The organism is Mycolicibacterium houstonense (genome assembly GCF_900078665.2).
Taxonomy (GTDB): domain Bacteria; phylum Actinomycetota; class Actinomycetes; order Mycobacteriales; family Mycobacteriaceae; genus Mycobacterium; species Mycobacterium houstonense.
This window is the reverse complement of sequence record NZ_LT546207.1, coordinates 2628679-2651906: the sequence shown is the minus strand read 5'-3', so window position 1 is coordinate 2651906 and position 23228 is coordinate 2628679. Positions and strand designations below refer to the sequence as shown.

The following is a 23228-nucleotide window of genomic DNA, read 5'->3' as shown; positions in this document are numbered from 1 at the left end:
GGGCACAGGCGCGACCGCCCGAACGCCCGCTGATCGACCGACAGCGCTCCGGCCCCGGTGAACAGCAGCGCCGCCGCCACGAAGGCGACCAGGAACGGCACGTTGAACGGCTGCGACCAGAATGCGCCTGTCGACACGTTCACGGCCCAGGCGTCGACCATCGCCCCGATCACCGCACAGGCGGCCAACGGCGTGAGCACACCCAGGAGCAGGCCGATCCCGCCCAGGGTTTCGGCCGCGGTGACCATGAAGGCCGCGAACCCGGGCAGGCGCCAGCCGCTGGATTCCATGAACCCGACGGCGGTGCCGAAGTCGAAGGCCTTGATCAGACCGGCCTGCAGCATGGTCGCGCCGACGGCGATACGCAGGATCAGCAGCCCGGTGTCGGTCATACCGGTGGTGGGTTCGGCCTCGATGGTGTTGGTCATGCCCGATTAGACGCCCGCGGGGCGCAGAAATCATCGCTACGCCATCCGGCCTCCCGTGCCGGTGAACCGTTGTGCGCCGGGGATCGTCTTCCAGAGCGAGACCCACGTTGACGTCGCCAACTTACCGTTGTTAACTTAACGGTGGTACCAAACCTGGGGGAAGGACACCACGTGCTGCACCGAATCGCCCGGCTGGCCATAGCCGCATCACGGCGGGTCCTCGTGGTCGCGGCGCTGGTGATGGTGGCCGCGGGGATCTTCGGCGTCCCGGTGGCCAAGAGCCTGTCGGCAGGCGGATTCCAGGACCCCACATCCGAATCGGCGCAGGCCACCCAGCTGCTCTCGGACAAGTTCAACCGCGGTGACATGCAATTGGTCATCAGCGTCACCGACGACGCGGCCGGGGCCCACAGTCCGGCCGCCACGGCCGTCGGGAACGACATCGCCGCTGAACTCAAGGCCTCGCCTTTTGTGACGGAGGTCAGCTCGGCCTGGACCCTGCCCGGCCCCGCGGCGGCCACACTGATCAGCAAGGACGGCAAGACCGGGCTCATCCTGGCCGGGATCACCGGCGGGGAGAGCGGCGCGCAGAAGCACGCGAAGGAACTCACCGACAGACTCGTGCACGACCGGGACGGCGTGACCGTGCGGGCCGGCGGCGAGGTGATGATCTACGTCCAGATCAACGGGCAGAGCGAACGCGACCTGCTGATGATGGAGTCCATCGCGATCCCGCTGAGCTTCGTCGTCCTGGTGTGGGTGTTCGGTGGACTGCTCGCCGCGGCGTTGCCGCTCGCGGTCGGTGGCTTCGCGATTCTCGGCTCGCTGGCCGTGCTGCGCGGGTTCACCATGGTCACCGACGTCTCGATCTTCGCGCTCAACCTCACGGTCGCGATGGGACTGGCGCTGGCCATCGACTACACCCTGCTGATCGTCAGCCGCTACCGCGACGAACTGGCCGACGGGGTCGAACCCGATCGCGCGTTGACGCGCACTATGGTGACGGCCGGACGCACCGTGTTGTTCTCGGCGATGACGGTGGCGCTGTCGATGGTGGCGATGGTGCTGTTCCCCATGTACTTCCTGAAGTCGTTCGCGTACGCCGGAATTGCGGTGGTGGCGCTGGCGGCCTTCGCCGCCATCGTGGTGGCACCGGCCGCGATCGCGTTGTTGGGTGACCGCCTGGACGCCTATGACGTGCGGCGGTTCATCCGCCGGGTCCTGGGCCGCCCCGAGCCGGTGCGCAAGCCCGTCGAGCAGACCTTCTGGTACCGCATGACCAAACGCGTCATGCGTCGTTCGTTGCCGATCGGGGTCGCGGTCATCGCCTTGCTGCTGGTGCTCGGCGCGCCCTTCCTCGGCATCAAATGGGGCTTCCCCGACGACCGCGTGTTGCCGGCCTCGGCGTCGGCGAGGCAGCTCGGCGACGAGCTGCGCAACGACTTCGCCGTCGACTCCTCGACCGCCGTCACCGTGGTGCTGCCCGACGTGACCGGACTGGCGCCCGCAGACCTCGACCGCTACGCGGGTGACCTGTCCCGGGCCGCCGACGGAGTCTCGGTGTCCGCGCCGGGCGGCACCTTTATGGACGGCCGCCGGGTCGGCCCACCGACCTCGGGAACCGGAATCGCCGACGGCAGTGCCTATCTCACCGTCGGCAGTGACGTGCCATTGTTCAGCGACGCGTCCGAGGCCCAGCTCGACGCGCTGCACGCGGTGCCCGCGCCGGCCGAGGTGCAGTTCACCGGCATCGCCCAGGTGAACCGAGACAGCTCGCAGGCCATCACGTCCCGGCTACCGCTGGTGCTCGGCATCATCGCCGCCATCACCTTCGTGCTGCTGTTCCTGCTCACCGGCAGCGTCGTGCTCCCACTGAAAGCGTTGGTGCTCAACGTGTTGTCGCTGTCGGCGGCGTTCGGCGCCCTGGTGTGGATCTTCCAGGACGGCCACCTCGGTGCGCTCGGCACCACGTCGACGGGCACATTGGTGGCGAACTTGCCGGTGTTGTTGTTCTGCATCGCATTCGGCTTGTCGATGGACTACGAGGTGTTCCTGGTCTCCCGGATCCGGGAGTACTGGCTGCAGTCCGGCGGCGACTCCCAGCTGACTCCTCGCGTCCGCAATGACCAGAGCGTGGCCCTCGGGCTGGCCCGCACCGGCCGGGTGGTGACGGCCGCGGCGCTGCTGATGTCGATCTCGTTCGCCGCGCTGATCGCCGCGCAGGTGGCCTTCATGCGGATGTTCGGGCTGGGCCTCACGTTGGCGGTACTGGTCGACGCCACCCTGGTGCGCATGCTCCTGGTACCGGCCTTCATGCACCTGATGGGACAGTGGAACTGGTGGGCCCCGGCGCCACTGGCCCGTCTACACCGGCGGTTCGGGATCAGTGAGGCAGGCCCCGGCGAGGCGGACCCTACCGAGTCCGGTGAGACTCCCGAGGGCGGGGGCACCCGCGAACGGGCCGGTGCCGGGCTACCGGACGGTGGTTAGCGCGTGGTGATCCAGCCTCACAAGCGGCGCCGGGCCCCACGCGGGTCCGGTGAGCTGTTGCGCGATCAGATCCTGGACGTCACAACCGAATTGCTGCTGGAGACCGGTCACGCCAAGGCGGTGTCGATCCGGTCGGTGGCCCAGCGCGTCGGGGTCACACCGCCGTCGATCTACCTGCACTTCGCCGACAAGGATGCGTTGCTGGACGCGGTGTGCTCGCGGTACTTCGAGAAACTCGACGAGGAGATGCAGCGGGTCGCGGCGGACCAGCCGTCCACGATCGAGGTGCTGCGCGCCCAGGGCCACGCCTACGTGAACTTCGCCCGGCGCACCCCGGAGTTGTACCGGCTGGCGACGATGGGCGAGGGCAGGCCGGGCAGCGATGTCGACACCGCACTCAACAGTTCGGCGTTCCAGCACATGCGCACCGCCGTGCAGGCCTTGATGGACGAGGGAATCTATCCGCCCGGGGACGCCACCACGATGGCGCTCGAACTGTGGACGACCGCGCACGGAGTGGCCGCCATCCTGATCTCCAAGCCGTATCTGCCCTGGGGCGATGTCGAGGAATTCACCGACCGGGTGTTGCGGGCGGTCTGTACTGGGCAGATCGTCTCGGGGATCATCGGAACCGACCTCGAACCGCTGGAGATGGTCGCCCGATTGCAGGGATTCGCCAGGGGATTCGACAACGAGCTCGCCGACGGAGGGCAGAAACGATGACAGACAAGACCGTGGACAATCCGTTCTTCGCCCGGGTGTGGAAGACGCTGTCGAATTCGGAACCGCGGGCGTTGCGCCGCCTTCGCGGCGACAACCTGGCCGGGCTGAGCGGACGGGTGCTCGAGATCGGTGCGGGGACGGGAACCAACTTCGCGTTCTATCCGCCGGCGGTGACCGAGGTGGTCGCCATCGAACCCGAGCGGCATCTGGCCGAGGTGGCCCGCGGCGCCGCCGATCGCGCGCCGGTGCCGGTCACCGTCACCAGTGACACCGCCGAGCAGTTCAGCAGTGCCGAACCGTTCGACGCGGTGGTCTGCTCGTTGGTGCTGTGTTCGATCGAACAGCCGGACAGTGTTCTGCGCCAGCTGTTCTCGTTGCTGCGCCCCGGCGGTGAGCTGCGGTACCTGGAGCATGTGGCAGGTACCGGCTGGCGCTCCGGGATGCAACGCGTGGCCGACGCCACCGTGTGGCCGCGGCTGTTCGGAAACTGCCACACCCATCGGCATACCGAGCAGACCATCGTCGACAGTGGGTTCCGGGTCGCCGAGACCCGTCGCGAATTGGCGATGCCGGCCTGGGTGCCGCTGCCCGTCACGGAGTTCGCGATCGGCCGCGCGATCCGGCCGGCCTAACCCAGCAGGGCGGGCAACCGCTGCAGCAGGTTGGGCAGCGCGGTGGTGGCCGTCTCGCGCAACGACACGGTCGCGGCGTCGGTCAGCGGGGTGCGCTCCGGGTTGACCTCGATCACCACGGTGCCCGCCGCCAGGGCTGCCTCGGGCAGGCCCGCGGCCGGATAGACGATCGAACTGGTGCCGACGACGATCACCACATCGGCGCTGCTGACCGCCAACACAGAGCGTTGCCAGGCGTCGTCGGGCAGCGGTTCGCCGAACCAGACCACGCTGGGCCGGATCAGGCCGCCGCACGGGCAGACCGGGGGCTCGATGGTCTCGACCGGTTCGGGCATGGCGGGCAGGTCGCCCTCGAATCTGGAACCGCAAGCATCGCAACGGAACTCGAACAGGCTGCCGTGCAGGTGGTAGACGTTGGTGCTGCCCGCGCGCTCGTGCAGGTTGTCGACGTTCTGGGTGATGACGTGGACGTCGGCGTAGTCCTGCCAGGCGGCCACGGCGCGGTGCCCGTCATTGGGCTCGACGTGCGACATCATGTAGTGCCGCCAGAGGTACCAGGCCCAGACCTTCTCGGGGTGCCGGTGCCAGCCCTCGATGCTGGAAATCTCGTAGGGGTCGACCTTGGCCCACAGACCCGTCTCGACGTCGCGGAATGTCGGCACACCGCTTTCGGCCGAGATCCCGGCACCGCTCAGGACAGTCACTTGCACCTCACCAACGTAGTCGGTTTGGGTGATACTGGGCACGTGGCCGAGTTGGGGGATTGGGTCCTGGTTGATCCGAGCGCGGAAAAGCCGCTGTTCGATCAGCTGAGGATCCAGATCATCGATGGAATACGGCAGGGGCGGCTCGCGCCGGGCACGAGGCTGCCCACGGTGCGTGAGCTGGCCGGCAAGGTCGGGCTGGCGGTGAACACCGTGGCCAGGGCCTATCGCGAGCTGGAGGCGGCGGGCGTGCTGGAGACCCGCGGCCGGTATGGGACATTCGTGGCCCGGGCCGATCCGGCCGATGCGGCGATGGCCGCCGCCGCGCATTCGTTCGCCGAGGCGGCCCGCGCGCTCGGGATCGGCAAGTCCGACGCCCTGCGTTACCTGGACGGCGCGTTCGATTGATCGGCTCGGCCGGAATCACCCGGGCCGGTTGCCGTGCCAGCGCAGCACATCCAGCGCGACGGCGACCGCGACACTGTTTTCGGCCAGCGGGCGGGGCAGGAGCTCGTCGGCGCGCGCCAACCGGCGCAGCAGGGTGTTGCGGTGCAGATACAGCTTTGCGGCAGCGCGCGACGCGTTGCACTGCTCGTTGACGAATACCCTTACGGTTTCCCGCAATTCGTGATCGGCCGATTCCAGGTCGCCGAGGTGGTGGTTGACGAACTCGGCGGCCCGGTCGGGTTCGGCGGTGAGCAACGCGACCAGTTCGATGTCGCTGAACTGTGCGATCTGCTGCGGGGAGTGCAGCCGGGCCATCATCTGCTGGGTGGTGATCGCGTCGAAATGACTGCGCCGGAAGCCATCCAGTCCGTCAGCCGTCGGTCCGATCGCGATCCGGACCGTACTGAACGAATCGGTGTCGTTGTTCAGTGCGCTGATCCCGGCGGGGGCACCGGCCGCCCACACCCAGCGGGTGGCGCTGCTGGCCGGCACGCTGAGCGGCCGCGGATCACCGCAGGCCTGGCCGAAGCTCTCGGCGGCCCGGTCCAGTCCGGACAGGTCGCCCTCGGGGTTCTCGCTCCAGATCACCGCCGCGGTGTGGGTACCGGTCAAGGCGTAGCCGAGTCTCGCCTCGGCGCGCTGCCGGGGGATCGGCGCGCCCTCGAGCAGTAGCGCGACGGTTTCGCGGCGCTCGGCGTGGGTGCCGCGGGTGAGTTCGTCGCGCTCGAGCTCGATCTGGGTGGCGATGCCCGCCAGCGTGGCCTCGACGAAGTCGCTGACCGACCGTGAGCACACGTCGAGCATCTCGTGCAGTTCGGCCGGGTCGGAGGTGAGGCTGAACGCGATCTCCATCAGGCGGCGCCACGCCACGCCCTCACCGACGCGGTAGGCGTCGAGCGGGAACGTGCTGACGCCGCGGCGCACCAGTTCGCGAGCGATGCTCAGCGGTTCCGGTCCGGTGTTCGGCGGCACCGGAGTGCCCGGATCCCGCACATTGGCGGTGCCCCAGAAGAACAGGTTCGCGTGGTTGCTGCGGACGATGGCCGCGGCGAGTTCGGGGTCGGACGAGATTTCCGGGTTGGCCGCCAGCACCGCGGTGTCGAATTCGTCGAGCCAGTCCTGTCGGGGGTTGACGACGATCTGCGCGCACTGCCGGATGAGGTCCCGCACCCGTGGTGACGGTGGCTGCCACGCCATCACACCAGCGTAAAGCCATGGTGCAAAGTGCACCATGGGATGGCGAAACTGGGAACTATTGACCTTGGGTGACGGCGCCCGCCCCGCGACCATTGAGACATGAGCCACACCGAACACGTCGACGTACTGATCATCGGCGCCGGCATCTCCGGCATCGGTGCCGCCTACTACCTGCAGCGCGAACAGCCGGGGCGCAGCTACGCGATCCTGGAGGCCCGCGGTGCCACGGGCGGCACGTGGGACCTGTTCCGCTACCCCGGTATTCGGTCGGACTCCGACCTGCACACCTTCGGATACGAGTTCAAGCCGTGGCGCGACGAGCATGCCATCGCCACGTCGGACAAGATCCTGGCCTACCTGCGCGAGACGGTCTCGGAGAACGGCATCGACGCGCACATCCGGTTCCATCACAAGGTGCTCGGCGCGGCCTGGGACTCCGGGCGGGCTTCCTGGACCGTGGACGTCGAGCGGTCCGGCGCGGCGGGAGCGGATCCGGAGCTGATCCAGGTCACGGCCAACTGGCTGTTCTGCGGCGGCGGGTACTACCGGTACGACCAGGGATACACCCCGCACTTCGTCGGAGCCGACCGGTTCACCGGCACCATCGTGCACCCGCAGCACTGGCCCGAAGACCTCGACTATGCGGGCAAGAAGGTCGTGGTGATCGGCAGCGGCGCCACCGCCGTCACGCTGGTGCCGGCGATGGCAGGCACGGCCGCCCACGTCACCATGCTGCAGCGCTCACCGACCTATGTGATGCCCGTGCCGGCCAAGGATTCGTTCGCCAACACCGCCAAGCGGCTGCTCGGTGACGAGCGGGGCTACGCGCTGACCCGGCGCAAGAACATCCTCAAGCAACGCGGCGTCTACACCTTCTGCCAGAAGTACCCGCGGGCCGCTCGCGCGGTGATCCGCTGGTTCAACGCGCGCAGGTTGCCCGACGGGTATCCGGTCGACGAACATTTCAGCCCGAGCTACAACCCGTGGGACCAGCGGCTGTGCGCGGTACCCGACGGCGATCTGTTTTCCGTGCTGAGCGATGGCAGCGCGTCCGTGGTCACCGACCGCATCTCGACGTTCACCGAGCACGGCATCCTGCTGGAGTCCGGCCGTGAGCTGGAAGCCGACATCATCGTCACCGCAACCGGTTTGAACATCCAGCTGTTCGGCGGGATGACGCTCACCGTTGACGGTGAGCCGGTCGACCTTCCCGAGACCGTGGCCTACAAGGGCATGATGCTCTCCGGCGTGCCCAACTTCGTCTTCGCCTTCGGCTACACCAATTCGTCCTGGACGCTCAAGGTCGGGCTGCTGTGCGAGCACTTCTGCCGGATGCTGAGCCACCTCGATGCCCATGGCTACGACACGGTGCGGCCGATCGCGGACCCGGGCATGGAAACCCTTCCGCTGCTGGACTTCGCGGCCGGATACATCCAGCGCTCGGTGGGCGAGATACCCCGGCAGGGCGTCGACGGGCCATGGGTGATGTCGATGAACTACACCTACGACACCGCGCTGTTGCGCAACGGCCCGGTGGTGGACCCCAACCTTCGGTTCGGGACCGCCTCCGCGGACAGAGCCGAGCCGGAACCGGCAGCGGTGACGGCGGATTCGGCGGTCTAGCCGAACTCGAGCAACACCACGAGCGGACGGACGCGGTCGAAGATCGGCAGGTGCTGCGCGCGCACCAGGGCGTTCAGTGCCAGGCCGCGGCCCTGCGGCATCGGCAGATCCCGCACGGTCCGGACACCGGGGACGGTGTTGACCAGATCGGCGACCTCGGCCGGGGTGAGGCTGAACGGCATCGGCGGTACGCGATAGCGCCTGGAGGTCGGCATGCCCTTGCGGGTGAGGAACGCGAAGAACGCCGGCGGCAGGTCGAACATCATCTGCCCGCCCGGAAAGCGCTGTGCGCAGGCCCGAATCAGCGACATGGCCTCATCGGGTTGCAGATACATCAGCAGGCCTTCGGCCGTGATGAACACGCCATCGGCGGTGTCGACCTGATCCATCCAGCTAAAGTCCAGCGCCGACTGCGCGCATTGTGTGACGCGGGCCGGCTTCGGCAGCAGCTGGTTGCGAATCTCGATCATCGGATCCAGATCGACTGACAGCCAGCGGAACTCATGTCCAAAGTCGGCGGCGTCCAGGCGATAGAAGCTGGTCTGCAGCCCCTCGGCCAGGGCCACGACGGTGGCCCGCGGATGGGCCCGCAGGTAGTTGCCGGTCATCCGGTCGAACAGCTTCGCCCGCAGGGCCATGTCCTGACGTCGGGTGTAACCGAACTTGGCGAAGTCGAAATCGATCGAATCGACCAGCTGTACCGCCATCGGATCGTCGATCAGGCCGTCGGGACGGCGGGCCTCGTGCGCGCGGACCTGCAGAGTCATCAGCGCGGTCTCTGAGACGCCGGTGAGTGCGCTGCCGTTCACCTTGCCTGAAGCACCTGTCATTGGCACGAATGTACCGAAGAGCGGGGGAGCCGGGTCGGCCTCGGGCGCACGCGCAAAGATGGCGTCAACCGCCGGCCAGTTCAGCTGAAAGGAGTCCGCCGTGCCACGCTTTGCGGCCAACCTCTCGATGATGTACGCCGAACGCGAATTCCCCGACCGGTTCGCCGCGGCGGCCGACGACGGCTTCACGGCGGTGGAGTACCTCTTCCCGTACGAATACCCGGCCGAGCGACTGCGCCGGCTGCTCGACGCCGGCGGACTTCGTCAGGTGTTGTTCAACGCGCCGCCAGGAGATTTCGCGGCCGGAGAACGCGGCATCGCCTCGATTCCCGGCCGCGAGGACGAGTTCCGGGTCGGGTTCTGGCGCGCCCTGACCTACGCCGAGACCTTGGGCTGCCCGCGGGTGCACGTGATGGCCGGCCTCCTACCGCCGGCCGGGGTCGACCGCGGGGACCGGTTGGCGGTGTACCGGCGCAACCTCGCCTGGGCGGCCGAGCAGGCCGCGGGCAACGGCGTCGACGTGATGATCGAACCGATCAACCAGCGCGACATGCCCGGCTATCTGTTGAGCCTGCAGGACGAGGCGCACGAGATCGTGGCCGAGATCGGGGCGCCCAACCTCAAGGTGCAGCTCGATCTCTACCACTGTCAGATCACCGAAGGCGACGTGACAATGCGGCTGCGGTCGGACATTCCGACCGGTCGCGTCGGGCACCTGCAGATTGCCGGCGTTCCCGACCGGCACGAGCCGGACAGCGGCGAGTTGGCGATCGGCCACCTGCTCGCGGTCATCGACGAGACCGGCTTCGACGGCTGGGTGGGCTGTGAGTACCGTCCGGCCGGGGGCACCAGTGACGGGCTGGGGTGGATGCGAGCGTCGTGAGGGCCGGCCTCAGCGCAGAACCTTCTCCAGCGTGCGTAGGTTCCTGGTGGTCGTCGCCGACTTGTAGCGCTTCTTGCCCATGGTCTTGCCGATCGCGCTGTCCAGCGTCGCGGCGCGCGGCACCTGCCAGTAGAGCACCCCGTGGCCCCGCTTGATCTTCTCCTGCTCGCCCGGCTCCAAGGCGGCCAGCTCGTCGAGCAGATCGTCGTCGCTGACGAACGTCACGTAGGAGTGGTGGCCGTCGACCTCACGCTCGAACGGATAGCCGGCCGAGATCTTCTTCAGCGTCGGTAGGTCGTACACCAGCACCCAGGCCTCGTAACCGAATGCCCCCCGCAAGGCCTGCTCGGCCGTGCTGCGCACCTTCTTGGCGCTGGAAGTGCTGTCCAGCAGGACATTTCCGCTTGCCAGAATGGTGCGCACCTCGCTGAACCCGGCCGCCTCCAGCGCCTTGGCCACCTCGGCCATCTTGAGGTTGACGCCACCGACGTTGACGCCCCGCAGAAACGCGACATAGCGGGTCATGGCTGAAGCCTAGTCCGCGTCAGGCGAACTCCAGGATCGTTATCGAAGGCCGGGAGCGGTGGAACGGACCGATCCGGTCGAACCACGGCTGGGTGGCGAGCTTGAACAGGCCCCGCCCGGGTGGCAGCGGGACGTCGCGGGCGGACCGGACCCCGGGAATGGCGCCCGGTCCGTTCCCGGCCATGGCCAGGCCGTCGTCGGCGGTCATCGCGAACGGCATCGGCGGCGCGATGTAGCGGTCGGAGAGCTGCCAGCCCTTGATGGTGCGTCGGCTCACCCACGGTGGAATCGAATCGAACATCATGCGTCCGCCGGGAAACCGCGCGGCGCAGTCGGCGATCAGGCCGCGCACGTCATCGGGTTCGAGATACATCAGCAGGCCCTCGGCGGTGATGAGTACGCCGTCCGTGGCGTCGACCCGGTCCATCCAACTGCGGTCGAGCGCGGACTGGGCCAGCGGCACGATCCGGTCGTCGGAGGGCAGCAGGCGTTCCCGGATTGCCATGACGGGCGGTAGATCCACCGAGTACCAGGTCAATTCGCCGGCCACCCCGGCCTGGTCGAGGCGCCAGAAGCTGGTCTGCAAGCCCTCGGCCAGCGCCACCACCGCGCCCTTCGGATGCGTCGAGAGATAGTCGCGGGTCTCGATGTCGAAGGCCAGGGCCCGCAGCGCGTGTGACTGGTTGGGCTTGCCGAACTTGCCGTAGTCGTAATCGATCGCGTCGAGCAGGGTCACCGCCCGCGGGTCACGAATCACACCGTCGGATCGTTTGGCCTCGGAGCCGCGGTAGCTCAGGGTCCACAGTGAGGTTGCCGAGACGCCGTCCAGGGTGTTGCCGTCAATCACGCTCATCGGATTGATGTTAAAGACGTACGCTCGTCACATGGGGCGTCACGTTTTCGACGACAAGCTTTTGGCGTTGATCAGCGGCAACTCGATGGGGGTGCTCGCCACGATCAAACAGGACGGTCGTCCGCAGCTGTCGAATGTCTCGTACTACTTCGACCCGCGCGCGGTGCAGATCCAGGTCTCCATCACCGAACCGCGGGCCAAGACCAGGAATCTGCGGCGTGATCCCCGCGCCTCCGTCCACGTCAGCTCCGACGACGGCTGGGCGTATGCCGTGGCCGAGGGCGATGCGATCCTCACCCCACCCGCCGCCGCGCCGGACGACGATACGGTCGAAGGCCTTATTGCCTTGTACCGCAACATCGCCGGTGAACATCCGGACTGGGAGGACTACCGGCGCGCCATGGTCGACGACCGTCGGGTGTTGCTGACGCTGCCGATCACGCACATCTACGGGATGCCTCCGGGCCGTCGGTGATGCCGCGCCGGCGGCGGCAAACAAACCTGATGACGACGACGTCGCCGGCGCGCTACGCTGCGGCGTATGGCTGACGACACACCGGAAGACGACAACAAGCGCAAATTCCGGGAGGCCCTGGAGCGCAAGAAGGCGCAGTCGTCGGGCGGCACTGCCCACAAGGACGGCGGCCGCGCCCAACCTCATCCGCACGGGCCCGTCGAGAACCGGCGGGAGTTCCGGCGCAAGAGCGGATAGTTTCCGCACACGAGACTGCGCACAGATCGCGATTCCATGGAAGTTCGCGATCCGTGCGCAGTCTCGATGCGTTCTCCGCAGTCTCGACGGCCCTCAATCGCCTTGCCCGGTGGCGAGCTGGCCGCGTTTCTCGATGGCGTCGAGCAGCACCTCCACGCTGAACTCGAAGACCTCGGCGGTGTCCGGGTAGATGGTCGGGGCGACGCTGGCCGAGGAAGGGAAGCGTCGAGGGTCGAGCGCGGCGTATTGCCTGCGTTGCTCGTCGCGCAGCTCGGTATCGGTCAACCACGGTGACAAGGCCGCGACCAAGCCGTTGCCGACCGTGTGGTTGTAGATGGTCTGGTGGTACAGGCCGAGTTCGCTCTCGCCGACCCCGGCCCGGATGAGCTCACGCACCGTCCACTCGGTGAGGTGGAACAGTTGCGGCTCGTCGTCGGGTTGGCCGGCCATGGCCGCGGCCAGTCCCTCGTGCCTGCGATAGATCTGCCACCACTGGATCATCAGTTTGCGGAGATTGTCACGCCAGTGTCCTTCTGGGTCCGGCTCGTCCACTTCGAGCCGGAACAGGTCGTCGATCAACGCCGAGATCAGCTCGGCCTTGTCCCGGAAATGCCGGTACATCGCCGTGGCGTCCACACCGAGTTCGTTGCCGAGGCGGCGCAAGGTGAGCGCGCTCAGCCCATCGCGATCGCAGATCTCCTGAGCCGCGCGCAGGATCACGGCGCGGTCCAGTCGAACAGCGTAGCTGCGGGTAGGCGATCCCTGGGCTCGTCGGCTGCGGTCCACGGTCCACAGCATCGCACGCGCGGCACCCAGAGCCGCGCAACTCGCGTCCACGATGGAGACAACAACGTTGTCATCGCTGTTGACATCGCCCCGAACTATCGCCAAGATCACACCGTCCGGCTCGATGACCGGACCGCCGACGTCGTCGGCGACCCCTACCCAGGTGTCCATCAGAAAGGCGCCGAATGAGCGGAACGCGGCCCGGCAGCCCCAGGGCCTACAAGCAGGAACTGAAACGCGACCTCAGCCTGTGGGAGAACACATCACTGGTCGTCTCCGCGACCACTCCGGCCACCGGCGCGTTCATCATCGCCCCGGTGCTCTTCGGTCTGAACGGCACCGGCGCGGCGATGACGTTCTGCATCGCCGCAGTCCTCGGCCTGTCGCTGGCCTACTGCTGGGCGGAGTTGGGCGCGGCGTATCCCATCGCCGGTGGCGATTACACGTTCATCGCCCGGATCCTGGGACGCGCTCCCGGTTTCGTGTCGATGTTCATCACCGGACCGGTGCAGGCCGTGCTCATCCCGGCGGTGGTCGCGCTCGGGATGGCGGAGTACCTGAGGGTCATCGTCAACGTCGACGCGAATGTTCTCGGTGCCGTGATCATCATCGGCGGTGCGGTGATCGCCCTGTTCGGGGTTCGGCTCAACGCGATCGCCGTGACGGTCCTGCTCGTGGTGGAGATCCTGGCCGTGGTGCTCGTGGCGGTGGCCGGTTTCATCAAGGTGCAGCGGCCGGTGACCACCCTGCTGCATCCCGCGGTGATCGACGCACAGGGGATCGCCAGCCCCCTGACCTTCAGTGCGCTGGTCGCCGGAATCGCGGTGGGAAGCTTTGCCTACAACGGTTTTCAGGGCGCGTTGATCTTCTCGGAGGAGACGGTGAGTGCCCGCCGCAACGTCGCCCGTGCGGTGTTCATCGCGCTGGGCGTCGCGGTGGCCTGCGAGGTGTTCCCGGTGGCCGCCGCCACCCTCGCCGCGCCCTCGCTCGCCGAGCTCTCCAACTCGGCCAACCCCTGGCAGTACGTGCTGACCGCGATCGGTGGCGACACCTTCAACACCGTGATCAGCCTCGGCATCGCCGTGGCCGTGCTCAACGCCGTCATCGCCCTGATGCCGTACTACGCCCGGATCCTCTACAGCACCGGCCGGGACATGGCCTGGCCCGAACCCATCAGCCGGGCGCTGAAGGGTGTGCATCCGAAGTACGGAACACCCTGGCTGGCAACGATTCTGGTCGGGATCGGCGGGGCCATCATGATCCTGTGCTCCGATGTCGCCACGCTGACCACCTGGACCGGTGCGCTATTGGCCGTCGAGTTCATCCTCGTCGCGGCCTCGGCGCTCGTGAGCCGGCGACGCAATCCCGAGCTCGACCGCCCGTATCGGATGCCGTGGTGGCCGCTGTGGCCGATCGTCGCGATCGTCATGTCGATCGCGGTGCTGAGCCAGCAGGTGCGCGCCGATTTGATCGTCGCCGGCGCATGCGTGCTGCTTGCCCTGGCCTACTACGTCTTCTACCTCCGCCCGCGTGGCGAGACCCATTTCTTGATGCTGGCGCCGCCCGATGAGGATCGCCGCGAACTGACAGCGGGGATGGCGTGATGCAGCTGGATTTCTCGGTCGTCGACGACATCGCCAAACAGTTCCACGACCGCCGGCGGGCGCCCGGACTGCAGATCGCAGTGCTCGCCGACGGCGAGGTGGTGCACTTCAGCGGTCACGGTGTCACCGATTGCGTCACCGGCGCAACCCCCGCGGTGGATCGCTGCTTCCGCATCGCGTCGATGTCGAAGAGCTTTACCGCAGCTGCGATCCTGCAGCTGCGTGACCACGGATTGCTGAGCCTCGACACTCCGGTAACCGACTACCTGCCGTGGGCGGCGGGCTTGGCCGGTCCGACCGCCGATTCGCCGAAAATCACCGTGCGCCATTGCCTCACGATGAGCAGCGGCCTGCCGAGTGATGACCCGTGGGCGGACCGCCAGGAGGAGATGACCCAGACCGATTTCGACGACCTGTTGCGCAGCCCGGTATTCGGTGCCTACGCACCAGGCACCGCGTTCGCCTACTCGAATCTGGGTTTTGCCATCCTCGGCCGGGTCGTCGAGGCAATCGCCGGCCGGCCTTTCGTCGACCACGTGACGAGCGAGCTGCTGCTCCCGTTGGGGTTGACCGGCACCACCTACGACTATCGCGCGGTGCCGGCGGGACGCCTGGCGCGCGGCTACCGGCCGACCCCGACCGGGGAGTGGGAGCCCCAGGAATTCACCGCCCCGGGAAGTTTTTCCGCCATCGGTGGGCTGCTGAGCACCATGACCGACATCGGGAAGTGGGTCGCCTGGCTCGCCGAGGCGTTTCCGCCGCGCGACGGGGATGACGATCCGATCCTCTCCCGCGCCTCCCGGCGAGAGATGCAACAGGCACACCGCCTGCTGCCGTTCGACGTCGTGGACGGGCCAGGTGAGCGGAACCGGTTGCTGAGCAAGGGCTTTCCCTGGGGACTGTCCGGATACGGCTACGGGTTGTTCGTCGAGGCCGACCCCGACATGGGCGCGGTCAGTCAACATCCCGGCGGGTATCCGGGGTTCGGCTCGTACATGGGCTGGCACCAAGCCGGCGGACTCGGCGTCGTGGCCTTCGCCAACGGCACCTACGCCCCTGTCGCCGAACCCGGGCGGGCTGCGCTCGATGCGCTTCTGCGCCAATGCCAAGCGGCCCCTGAGGTGCGTCCCACCGAACATCTCCGGTCAGCCATCCATCTGGTCCAACGCGTCATCGCCGATCCTTCGATGCTGCAGGGCCCGGAGTTCGCCGGCAATGTGCTGCTCGACATCCCGCTCGCCGAGCGCGTCGCCGCGATCACCGCCGCACGTCAGGCGATAGGTGAGGCCACGGGGTCGACCGAGGTCGAGCTGCGATCACCGACGGAGGCAATCTGCCGGATGACGGGTGCCCTGGGCCGGGTCGACGTGACTCTGTCGCTGACGCCGACCGATCCGCCGCGCATCCAGACCTTCGCGGTAGAGGTCAAGTCCTGACACGAGACTGCGCACAGATCGCGATTGCGTGGAGATTCGCGATCCGTGCGCAGTTTCGATGTGTCAGTCGCGGGCCAGCGCCCGGGCCGCGACCAGCGCCACCAGCATGACCGCCACGCAGTACACGCCCTGGTCCTTGAGCCCCCAGGCCACCGAGGTGAGCGTGGCCGCGCCGGCCACACACAGCAGCCCACCGACGACGGCGCTGCGGGTCCCGGTGCCGGTCACCATGCCGCCGTCCCACATCGGCAACGGGTTGTTCTCCAGCGGACGCAGCGCAACGAACGCGATCGCGACCAGGCCGGCCATCATCGCCAGTTGCAGCACCGACAGTGCGACGAAGTCGGGAGCGGACGGGTCGTAGCGATCCAGTCCGAGATAGTCGAAAACCAGGTGCATGCCGAGCAGCAGCGGCATGTGCCACAGGTACAGCGTCATCGCGCCGGAGTTGCCGATCGCGGTCAGCCACCACACCCGCGGCCGCTGCGCCCACCGGTTGATGGCCGGGGCGGCGGCAATCGCGAACGCGCACATCATGATCGCGTGCCCGGCCAGCAGCAGGGACGGCGGTGTCATGTTCTTGAGCTGCTGGGTCTCGATGCCGACCAGACTCAGCTCGTAGGGCCCGAAGTACAGCAGCGCCAGATTGACGCCGAGCATGCCGACACCGACCTTGAGCGCGGCCTCGCTGGACAGCAGGTTGCGGCGGTAGGCCACACCGAACACGCCGGGAATCAGCCACACCACGGTGTTGAGGTAACCGAGCGAGGCGTAGCCGTCCATGTTGATCCGGACCGCGTCGACGGCCGCGATGCAGGCGTAGGTCCCGATGATCGCCCCGGCCATCTGCGCGGTGGTGGTGATGCGGGCCAGCAGCGGCACTGCCGCGAGCACCAGGACGTAGGCGCCCAGGAACCACAACAACTGGATGGAGATCCCGGCGATCGGCTCGTAGACATGTTCCGGCAGCACGAACCGCAGCGCCGCCAGGGCGGCGGTCCAGAACGCCAGGTAATAGAACACCGGGCGATACAGCCGCGTGCAGCGCTTCAGCAGCCAGCCGCCCCACGAGGAGCCGGGCCGCCACGACTGCACCGAGGCGGCGACCCCGGCGAAGAAGAACAGCGGCATGATCTGGAACACCCAGGTCAGCGCCTGAAACACGGTCGATTCCGTGAGCAGGTTGCTCCAGATGAACACGTCGTCGCGGATGGTGCTGGTGGCCATGATGGTGTGGCCGAACACCACACCGACCAGCGAGGCGATGCGGATGACGTCGATCGCCCGGTCTCGGTCGGCCGGGGTCGCAGCCTCGACCTCGGCGGGGGTCGGGAACAGGCCCGTTGCGGGGGCCTTCTCGGCGGCTGGGTCGGCAGCAAGTGTCATGCCAGAAACGCTAAGGCCCCGCGACCGCGCAATCCCTAGGTAGAAGCACTCAACTTGTCCCGGCGCTCGGCGACCAGGATCGCCGCCAGGCAGATGGCGGCCAGTATCGCGACGGCGATCGCGAAGGTCACCCCGGCGGTGCGTAACCCCAGAGCCTGGGCGGCCAGGCCCTCACCGATCACCGGCAGCGAGATCGCGACGTAGGCGACGACGAAGTAGGTGGAGCTGACCTCGGCGCGACGCTGGGACGGGGCCCGCTCGACCACTGCGGCCAGCCCGCGGCTGAAACTCATACCCTGGCCGACACCGGATATCACCGCCGCCGCGATCAAGCCGACCAGCGACGAAAAGTACAGTGCCGCGGTCAGAGTCAACATTCCGGCGATCAGCAGCGCGCACCCCACGGCCACCGCTCGCTCGGCGGGCATGCGATTGGCGGCGACCTGCGTCAGTGCCGATGACGCGAAGATCGTGCCGGCGATCGCGCCGGCCACCGCGTGGTTGCCGATGCCGATCACCGTGGACAAGAACGACGGCGCGACCGCGGTGAACAGGCCGGTCACCGCGAATCCGGCGAAGGCCGCCAGCGCGGCGATGACGAACACGGTCCGGACCTCCGCGGGCACCGACAGCCGCTGCAACCCGATCCGGCCGGTGCGCGGCGAGGTCTCGGGGACCACCAGTACCGCGATCCCGGCCAGCAGGGCCAGCCCGATGTGTACGAGGAACGGCAGGTGAAGCGGTTGCGGCGCGTATTGCACCAGCAGGCCGGCCAGCAGCGGACCCGCGCCGAGGCCGCCGATGTTGGCCACGGTGGCCACGGCCGCGGCTCGTGTTTCCCAGGCCGACGGGGCGGCCTCGATGACCGCCGCTGTCGCGGTCCCGGTGAACAGGCCCGCCGACAGGCCGGACAGCACCCGGCCGATCAGCAGCACCGACACGGAGTCGGCGAACAGGAATACGACGGCGCTGGCCAGGGCCGCTGCCACTCCGGCCAGCAGCATGGGCCGGCGGCCCACCGCGTCGGACCAGCGGCCGAACGCCAGCAGCGCGAACAGCACGCCCCCGGCGTACGTGGCGTAGATGACCGTCGTGGTCAGCACCGCGAAATGCATGTGCTCGGCGTAGAGCGCGTACATCGGCGTCGGCAGCGTGGTCCCGACCATGATCGCGGCGAATGCATACGCCAGAAGGGGAAACGACAAGCGGCTGAGCACAGTTCAGGGTAGCGATTGCCCCACTACGCCGAGCGTCACGCTGGAGTGGCTGCCGGGCTGCAGAGCCACTCCAGCGTGACAGTGGGGGAGGGGAAGCGTTAGTGCGCGACCGCCTTCTCGGCGCCCACCCCGGTCAGCGACCGCACCTCCATCTCGGCGCCCCGCACGGCGTCCCCGGTGTCCCGAGAGGTGAGCGTGCCGATGATGCCGAGTGCGAACGCCAGCGGGATGGAGACGATGCCCGGGTTGGCCAGCGGGAAGTAGGCGAAGTCCGCGCCGGGGATCATCGCGGTCTTGCTGCCGGACACTGCCGGCGAGAACACGATCAGCACGATGGTGGAGATCAGACCGCCGTACATGCTCCACAGGGCGCCGCGGGTGTTGAACCGCTTCCAGTACAGCGAGTACAGGATCGTCGGCAGGTTGGCTGCCGCCGCCACCGCGAAGGCCAGCGCCACCAGGAATGCCACGTTCTGACCGTTGGCCAGGATGCCGAGCCCGATCGCGAACACGCCCAGCACCACCGCGGTGATGCGGGAGACCCGGACCTGCTCGTCCTCGGTCACCTTGTGGGACTTGAGAACTGACGCGTAGATGTCGTGGGCGAACGACGCCGACGCCGTGATGGTCAGACCGGCGACCACCGCCAGGATCGTCGCGAACGCCACCGCCGAGATGACGCCGAGCAGGATCACCCCGCCGAGTTCGAAGGCCAGCAACGGGGCCGCGGAGTTCACGCCGCCGGCCGCGCCGAGGATGCGATCCGGGCCGACGAGTGCGGCGGCGCCGTAGCCGAGCACCAGGGTGAACAGGTAGAACGCCCCGATGAGCGCGATGGCCCAGACCACCGAACGCCGTGCCTCTTTGGCGGTGGGCACGGTGTAGAACCGCATCAGCACGTGCGGCAGGCCCGCGGTGCCCAGCACCAGAGCCAGCGCCAGCGAGATGAAGTTGATCTGCGAGGTCAGGGAACCGCCGTACTGCGCGCCCGGGGCCAGCACGTCGCGGCCCGAGACACCCGTGGTGGTCGATCCGGAGATTGCCGACTGCGCCGAACCGAGGATCTCGGAGAAGTTCAGCCCGAACTTGCTCAGCACCATCACGGTCATCAGGCCCGCACCGGCGATCAGCAGCACCGCCTTGATGATCTGCACCCAGGTGGTGCCCTTCATGCCGCCGACCAGGACGTAGACGATCATCAGGATGCCGACGACGGCGATCACGATCGATTGTCCGGCCTTGCTGTTGACGTCGAGCAGCAGGGCGACCAGGCCGCCGGCGCCGGCCATCTGGGCCAGCAGGTAGAACAGGGACACCGTCAGTGTGGAGGTGGCCGCGGCCAGTCGGACCGGGCGCTGCTTGAGCCGGAAGCTGAGCACGTCGGCCATGGTGAATTTGCCGGTGTTGCGCAGCAATTCGGCCACCAGCAGCAGTGCCACCAGCCAGGCCACCAGGAAGCCGATGGAGTAGAGGAAGCCGTCGTAGCCGTAGACGGCGATGGCTCCGGCGATGCCGAGGAAGCTGGCCGCCGACAGGTAGTCGCCGGCGATGGCGATGCCGTTCTGCGGGCCGGAGAAGCCGCGGCCACCGGTGAAGAACTCGTCGGCGGTGGCGTTGCGCTTGCTGGCCCGGATCACCACGATCATGGTGACGACGACGAACAGGCTGAAGATGCCGATGTTGGCGGCGGGATTGCCGACGGTCTCGGCGGCCAAGGTGGTGACGGTCATCGGGTCTCACCTTCCAGTTCTTCACGGATGGCGGTGGCCCGTGGGTCGAGTTCCTTGTTGGCGAAGCGCACGTAGAGACCGGTGATCACAAACGTGGTGACGAACTGGCCGAGGCCGATCAGCAGGCCCACGTTGATGTTGCCGAACACCCGGATGGCCATGAATTCATGGGCGAACGCACCGAGCATGACGTAGAGGGCGTACCACAGCAGGAAGAACGCCGTCATCGGAAAGACGAAGCGGCGCAACCTGGTACGCAATTCCTGGAACTCCGGGCTGGCCTGTGTGGCGAGGAACTGCTCCCCGGTGGGGGCAACCCTCGCGGGAAGATCGGTTTCGGGCACCGGTGACTCCTGACAGTTGGCGGTGAGCGGTTGGCCTGAACCTAATTGAGAGCTGGGTCACACGGGGGTGCTATTGAGATCCATACGCCGAATTCGGCCGTCGCTGCGCTGAACGGTCGGTCGGAGAGGCTGAGCGGCGAGCGGGCGCTCAGCCCGACGGCACCCGCTCGACGCCGAGGCCGAGGCGTTCCGGCACGTGCATGCGCGCGAAGATCTGCGCGACACCGGGGGTGGGCTTGGTGAACAGGCTGACCACGACCATGGTGAGGAACGCGAGCGGCACGCTGACCGCCGCCGGGTAGCCGACCATCACCGCGGGCCAGCCACCGAGCACGGCGTCGTCCACCCCGCCGGTGATGGCCACCAGCACGGCACCGCCGCACACACAGCCGCCCACCACGAGGCCGCACGCCGCGCCGACCACCGTCAGGCGGCGCCACCAGATCCCGAGCACGAGCAGTGGGCACAGGGTGGACGCCGCGACCGCGAACGCCAGCCCGACGCTGCGAGACAGCTCCAGCCCGGAGACCAACAGCGACAGCGGGATCGGGATCAGCCCGCCGACCACGGCGGCGATCCGGAAATCCCGCACCCGGCCGCGCAGCACGTCGGTGGCCAGCGCGCCGGCGATGCTGACCAGCAGACCCGAGGAGGTGGCCAGGAACGCCGCGATGGCGCCGGCGGCTACGAGTGCGGCCAGCAGTTGTCCACCGATCCCGCCGACGGCGGCTCCGGGTGCCAAAAGCACTGCGGCGTCAGCAGTTCCGGTGATCAGCAGTTGCGGGACGTACAACCGGGAGAACACCCCGAGCAGGATCGGGAAGAAGTAGAACACCGACAGCAGCGCGACCACGGCCAGAGCGGTACGCCGGGCGTCTCGTCCGTCGGGGTTGGTGTAGAAGCGGACCAGCACGTGCGGCAGCCCCATGGTGCCCAGGAAGGTGGCGACGATGATGGACAACACCTGGTAGAGCGGATGTCCGCCGCCCAGACCGCCGCCGGAGGCGATCCATTCACTGCCCGTGCCCGGGGTTCCTGCCACCACGGGGGTGGCGGCCCCGGCGGCCAGGGTCAGGGTGGTGCCCGCGCCGAAGGTGTGCCGACCGGGCGCGGCGATCCGGGCGGACTCGACGTGGCGGCCGTCCAGATCGCCGGTCACCGTGATGCCGGCCGGTTCGATCACCTGGACCACGACATCGGTTTCGATCTGCACGGTGGTCTGCTGCTGCACGGTCGGCGGCAGTGGGCCGCCCAATTCGCCGCGGTCGTTGACGAACAGCCCGAGCAGCGCCAGCGCCGGGATGGCGATCGCGGTGAGTTTGAGCCAGTACTGGAAGGCCTGTACGAACGTGATCGACCGCATGCCGCCGGCCACCACGCTGGTGATGACGATGGCGGCGACGAGTATCGGGCCGATCCAGACCGGAACGCCCAGAAGCGTTTTCAGGGCCAGCCCGGCGCCCTGGTATTGCGGGGCGAGGTAGAACAGGCAGATCACGACGACGACGAGCATCGCCACCTTGCGCAGCGCCACCGAACCCAGCCGGAACTCGGCGAAATCGGGCACGGTGTAGGCCCCCGAGCGGCGCAGCGGCGCCGCCACGAACAACAGCACCCCCAGGTAGCCCGCGGTGAACCCGACCGGATACCACAGCGCGTCGGCTCCGTATTTCGCGATCAGCCCGGCCACGCCGAGAAACGAAGCGGCCGAGAGGTATTCCCCCGAGATCGCGGCAGCGTTCCACTGCGGCCCGATGCTGCGCGAGGCGACCAGGAAGTCGGAGGTGGTGCGCGACAACCGGACTCCGTAGGCGCCGATGGCGATGGTGGCCACCACGGCGGCCAGCAGGGCGGCGGCGGTGAGCGGTGCGCCGGTCATGGTTCGCTGTCGACGACCTGGACGAAGTCCCGTTCGCCCTGTTCGGCCAGCCGGACATACAGCCGCCCCACGCCGTACAGCAGCGGATACAGCAGGCCGGCCAGGATCAACCAGTTCAGCCGGATCCCGAACACGCTGAGCGCGGCCAGGTTCGGCACAGTCGCGTTGAGCAGGACGAGTGCCACCACGATCGTGACGACCACCGCGGCCAGGCGCAGCGCGAGGCCGAGCTGAGTCCGCACCAGACCGCGCACCAGGGCGTCGCCCACCTGGGTCTGCTCGGCGACCTCGATGCGGGTGCGCACCATGCGGGCGCCGCGGCGGTGGGCCAGCACCACACGCTGGCGCTGCGGTGTCGGCAGGTCACTCATCGGTGCCCGCAGGCTTGAGATTGCGCATCGGATCGCGGACCAGCCGGTCGCGCAGTTCGCGCGCCTGGCGGCGGCTCACGGGCAGTTCCACCGCCGGCGAGGTGCCGTTGGCGCGCAGCCGCACCAGCACCGCGCCGTCGGCCGTGCGCAAGCCGGTGACCTGCCGCAGGGACACCAGGTACGACCGGTGGATGCGTTGGAAGCCGTGGTCACGCCAGCGGGTTTCCAAGGTGCTCAACGGGATTCGCACCAGGTGGGAACCCGTCGCCGAATGCAGCCGGGCGTAGTCGCCCTCGGCCTCCACCCAGCCGATGCTGTCGCGGGGCACCAGGTGGGTGATGCCGCCCAGCTCGGCGGGTATGACGTCGGAGTCCTGGTCTTCCTGCGGGGCAGCTCCGGCGGCAGGGGCGGCCTGAGCACCCGCGGCC

At 68.0% G+C, this 23228-nt stretch carries 24 protein-coding genes; 10 read left to right on the top strand and 14 right to left on the bottom strand.

Annotated features, from left to right (window positions below; translation table 11 throughout):
• Positions 1-428, bottom strand: a 428-nt coding sequence (locus BN4332_RS13320; RefSeq protein WP_066898867.1) for a DoxX family protein, incomplete at its 3' end; no start/stop codon positions are given.
• Between the two features lie 171 nt (positions 429-599).
• On the opposite strand from BN4332_RS13320, the gene BN4332_RS13315 reads away from it, so the two are divergent.
• The 3 genes from BN4332_RS13315 to BN4332_RS13305 are packed head-to-tail and all read left to right on the top strand — an operon-like array spanning position 600 to position 4273.
• Positions 600-2918, top strand: a complete 2319-nt coding sequence (locus BN4332_RS13315) for an MMPL family transporter (RefSeq protein ID WP_066898866.1) — start codon at positions 600-602, stop codon at positions 2916-2918.
• Between the two features lie 3 nt (positions 2919-2921).
• Positions 2922-3641 carry a TetR/AcrR family transcriptional regulator gene (locus BN4332_RS13310; protein ID WP_066898865.1) on the top strand — a complete coding sequence of 240 codons (720 nt, stop codon included), beginning with the start codon at positions 2922-2924 and terminating at the stop codon, positions 3639-3641.
• Complete coding sequence (locus BN4332_RS13305; protein WP_066898864.1) at positions 3638-4273, top strand: class I SAM-dependent methyltransferase; 636 nt, start codon at positions 3638-3640, stop codon at positions 4271-4273. Before BN4332_RS13310 ends, BN4332_RS13305 begins: the two co-directional genes overlap by 4 nt.
• On the opposite strand, the gene BN4332_RS13300 is transcribed toward BN4332_RS13305, so the two are convergent.
• The gene (locus BN4332_RS13300) at positions 4270-4983 is read right to left on the bottom strand and encodes an NAD-dependent deacylase (RefSeq protein ID WP_066898869.1); all 714 of its coding nucleotides are present in this window, start codon (positions 4981-4983) and stop codon (positions 4270-4272) included. The genes BN4332_RS13305 and BN4332_RS13300 overlap by 4 nt on opposite strands.
• Before the next feature lie 36 nt (positions 4984-5019).
• Here BN4332_RS13300 and BN4332_RS13295 point away from each other — a divergent pair, with 36 nt between their 5' ends.
• Positions 5020-5385 (top strand): Rv1152 family transcriptional regulator, encoded by a 366-nt coding sequence (locus BN4332_RS13295; RefSeq protein WP_066898863.1) that lies wholly within the window; start codon positions 5020-5022, stop codon positions 5383-5385.
• Positions 5386-5400: 15 nt separating this feature from the next.
• Here the strand turns inward: BN4332_RS13295 and BN4332_RS13290 are convergent, their stop codons facing one another.
• Positions 5401-6621, bottom strand: a complete 1221-nt coding sequence (locus BN4332_RS13290) for an Rv1453 family transcriptional regulator (RefSeq protein ID WP_066898862.1) — start codon at positions 6619-6621, stop codon at positions 5401-5403.
• 99 nt (positions 6622-6720) lie between these two features.
• On the opposite strand from BN4332_RS13290, the gene BN4332_RS13285 reads away from it, so the two are divergent.
• Positions 6721-8244, top strand: coding sequence for a flavin-containing monooxygenase (locus tag BN4332_RS13285; RefSeq protein WP_066898861.1), 1524 nt, complete (start codon positions 6721-6723; stop codon positions 8242-8244).
• On the opposite strand, the gene BN4332_RS13280 is transcribed toward BN4332_RS13285, so the two are convergent.
• Positions 8241-9074 carry a class I SAM-dependent methyltransferase gene (locus BN4332_RS13280; RefSeq protein WP_066898860.1) on the bottom strand — a complete coding sequence of 278 codons (834 nt, stop codon included), beginning with the start codon at positions 9072-9074 and terminating at the stop codon, positions 8241-8243. The two genes, BN4332_RS13285 and BN4332_RS13280, sit on opposite strands and share 4 nt — an antisense overlap.
• A gap of 100 nt (positions 9075-9174) precedes the next feature.
• Here BN4332_RS13280 and otnI point away from each other — a divergent pair, with 100 nt between their 5' ends.
• Positions 9175-9957: a 2-oxo-tetronate isomerase gene (gene otnI / locus BN4332_RS13275; protein ID WP_066898859.1), complete on the top strand. Its 783-nt coding sequence runs from the start codon at positions 9175-9177 to the stop codon at positions 9955-9957.
• Positions 9958-9966: 9 nt separating this feature from the next.
• Here the strand turns inward: otnI and BN4332_RS13270 are convergent, their stop codons facing one another.
• Together BN4332_RS13270 and BN4332_RS13265 are read right to left on the bottom strand one after the other, a co-directional pair.
• A complete protein-coding gene (locus tag BN4332_RS13270; RefSeq protein WP_066898858.1) occupies positions 9967-10482 on the bottom strand; it encodes a DUF1697 domain-containing protein in 516 nt (171 codons plus the stop codon).
• 19 nt (positions 10483-10501) lie between these two features.
• Positions 10502-11335, bottom strand: a complete 834-nt coding sequence (locus BN4332_RS13265; protein WP_066898857.1) for a class I SAM-dependent methyltransferase — start codon at positions 11333-11335, stop codon at positions 10502-10504.
• Positions 11336-11366: 31 nt separating this feature from the next.
• On the opposite strand from BN4332_RS13265, the gene BN4332_RS13260 reads away from it, so the two are divergent.
• Together BN4332_RS13260 and BN4332_RS13255 are read left to right on the top strand one after the other, a co-directional pair.
• Positions 11367-11810: a PPOX class F420-dependent oxidoreductase gene (locus tag BN4332_RS13260; protein ID WP_066898856.1), complete on the top strand. Its 444-nt coding sequence runs from the start codon at positions 11367-11369 to the stop codon at positions 11808-11810.
• Positions 11811-11876: 66 nt separating this feature from the next.
• The gene (locus tag BN4332_RS13255) at positions 11877-12047 is read left to right on the top strand and encodes a DUF5302 domain-containing protein (protein WP_096866893.1); all 171 of its coding nucleotides are present in this window, start codon (positions 11877-11879) and stop codon (positions 12045-12047) included.
• Positions 12048-12140: 93 nt separating this feature from the next.
• Here BN4332_RS13255 and BN4332_RS13250 read toward each other — a convergent pair whose 3' ends face one another.
• Positions 12141-13004, bottom strand: coding sequence for a TetR/AcrR family transcriptional regulator (locus tag BN4332_RS13250; protein ID WP_066898855.1), 864 nt, complete (start codon positions 13002-13004; stop codon positions 12141-12143).
• A gap of 14 nt (positions 13005-13018) precedes the next feature.
• Between BN4332_RS13250 and BN4332_RS13245 the strand changes: the two genes are divergently transcribed.
• Both BN4332_RS13245 and BN4332_RS13240 read left to right on the top strand, forming a co-directional pair.
• Entirely contained in the window at positions 13019-14437 is a 1419-nt protein-coding gene (locus BN4332_RS13245; RefSeq protein WP_066898854.1) for an APC family permease, read from the top strand.
• Positions 14437-15873: a serine hydrolase domain-containing protein gene (locus BN4332_RS13240; RefSeq protein WP_066898853.1), complete on the top strand. Its 1437-nt coding sequence runs from the start codon at positions 14437-14439 to the stop codon at positions 15871-15873. Before BN4332_RS13245 ends, BN4332_RS13240 begins: the two co-directional genes overlap by 1 nt.
• A gap of 63 nt (positions 15874-15936) precedes the next feature.
• Here BN4332_RS13240 and BN4332_RS13235 read toward each other — a convergent pair whose 3' ends face one another.
• From BN4332_RS13235 to BN4332_RS13205, 7 genes are all read right to left on the bottom strand, one after another.
• On the bottom strand, positions 15937-17259 hold the full coding sequence (locus BN4332_RS13235) for an acyltransferase family protein (RefSeq protein ID WP_066898852.1): 1323 nt from the start codon (positions 17257-17259) through the stop codon (positions 15937-15939).
• Positions 17260-17294: 35 nt separating this feature from the next.
• Complete coding sequence (locus tag BN4332_RS13230) at positions 17295-18476, bottom strand: MFS transporter (protein WP_264077240.1); 1182 nt, start codon at positions 18474-18476, stop codon at positions 17295-17297.
• 98 nt (positions 18477-18574) lie between these two features.
• On the bottom strand, positions 18575-20206 hold the full coding sequence (locus BN4332_RS13225; RefSeq protein ID WP_066898851.1) for a monocarboxylic acid transporter: 1632 nt from the start codon (positions 20204-20206) through the stop codon (positions 18575-18577).
• On the bottom strand, positions 20203-20550 hold the full coding sequence (locus BN4332_RS13220; RefSeq protein ID WP_066898850.1) for a DUF485 domain-containing protein: 348 nt from the start codon (positions 20548-20550) through the stop codon (positions 20203-20205). Before BN4332_RS13220 ends, BN4332_RS13225 begins: the two co-directional genes overlap by 4 nt.
• Before the next feature lie 148 nt (positions 20551-20698).
• Positions 20699-22429 (bottom strand): sodium/solute symporter, encoded by a 1731-nt coding sequence (locus BN4332_RS13215; protein ID WP_066898849.1) that lies wholly within the window; start codon positions 22427-22429, stop codon positions 20699-20701.
• Positions 22426-22800 (bottom strand): hypothetical protein, encoded by a 375-nt coding sequence (locus tag BN4332_RS13210; RefSeq protein WP_066898848.1) that lies wholly within the window; start codon positions 22798-22800, stop codon positions 22426-22428. Before BN4332_RS13210 ends, BN4332_RS13215 begins: the two co-directional genes overlap by 4 nt.
• Positions 22793-23228: LytTR family DNA-binding domain-containing protein (locus BN4332_RS13205; protein WP_200820295.1), on the bottom strand; the 436-nt coding region annotated here is incomplete at its 5' end. The genes BN4332_RS13210 and BN4332_RS13205, both read right to left, overlap by 8 nt.

Bases quoted from the DNA above. Each gene is read 5' to 3' on its own strand.
- BN4332_RS13265 (WP_066898857.1), bottom strand. From the start codon at position 11,335: ATGAGCGTGATTGACGGCAACACCCTGGACGGCGTCTCGGCAACCTCA.
- BN4332_RS13225 (WP_066898851.1), bottom strand. From the start codon at position 20,206: ATGACCGTCACCACCTTGGCCGCCGAGACCGTCGGCAATCCCGCCGCC.
- BN4332_RS13270 (WP_066898858.1), bottom strand. From the start codon at position 10,482: ATGACCCGCTATGTCGCGTTTCTGCGGGGCGTCAACGTCGGTGGCGTC.
- BN4332_RS13290 (WP_066898862.1), bottom strand. From the start codon at position 6,621: ATGGCGTGGCAGCCACCGTCACCACGGGTGCGGGACCTCATCCGGCAG.
- BN4332_RS13210 (WP_066898848.1), bottom strand. From the start codon at position 22,800: ATGAGTGACCTGCCGACACCGCAGCGCCAGCGTGTGGTGCTGGCCCAC.
- BN4332_RS13260 (WP_066898856.1), top strand. From the start codon at position 11,367: ATGGGGCGTCACGTTTTCGACGACAAGCTTTTGGCGTTGATCAGCGGC.
- BN4332_RS13245 (WP_066898854.1), top strand. From the start codon at position 13,019: ATGAGCGGAACGCGGCCCGGCAGCCCCAGGGCCTACAAGCAGGAACTG.
- BN4332_RS13215 (WP_066898849.1), bottom strand. From the start codon at position 22,429: ATGACCGGCGCACCGCTCACCGCCGCCGCCCTGCTGGCCGCCGTGGTG.
- BN4332_RS13285 (WP_066898861.1), top strand. From the start codon at position 6,721: ATGAGCCACACCGAACACGTCGACGTACTGATCATCGGCGCCGGCATC.
- BN4332_RS13255 (WP_096866893.1), top strand. From the start codon at position 11,877: ATGGCTGACGACACACCGGAAGACGACAACAAGCGCAAATTCCGGGAG.
- BN4332_RS13235 (WP_066898852.1), bottom strand. From the start codon at position 17,259: ATGACACTTGCTGCCGACCCAGCCGCCGAGAAGGCCCCCGCAACGGGC.
- BN4332_RS13280 (WP_066898860.1), bottom strand. From the start codon at position 9,074: ATGACAGGTGCTTCAGGCAAGGTGAACGGCAGCGCACTCACCGGCGTC.
- BN4332_RS13240 (WP_066898853.1), top strand. From the start codon at position 14,437: ATGCAGCTGGATTTCTCGGTCGTCGACGACATCGCCAAACAGTTCCAC.
- BN4332_RS13250 (WP_066898855.1), bottom strand. From the start codon at position 13,004: ATGGACACCTGGGTAGGGGTCGCCGACGACGTCGGCGGTCCGGTCATC.
- BN4332_RS13305 (WP_066898864.1), top strand. From the start codon at position 3,638: ATGACAGACAAGACCGTGGACAATCCGTTCTTCGCCCGGGTGTGGAAG.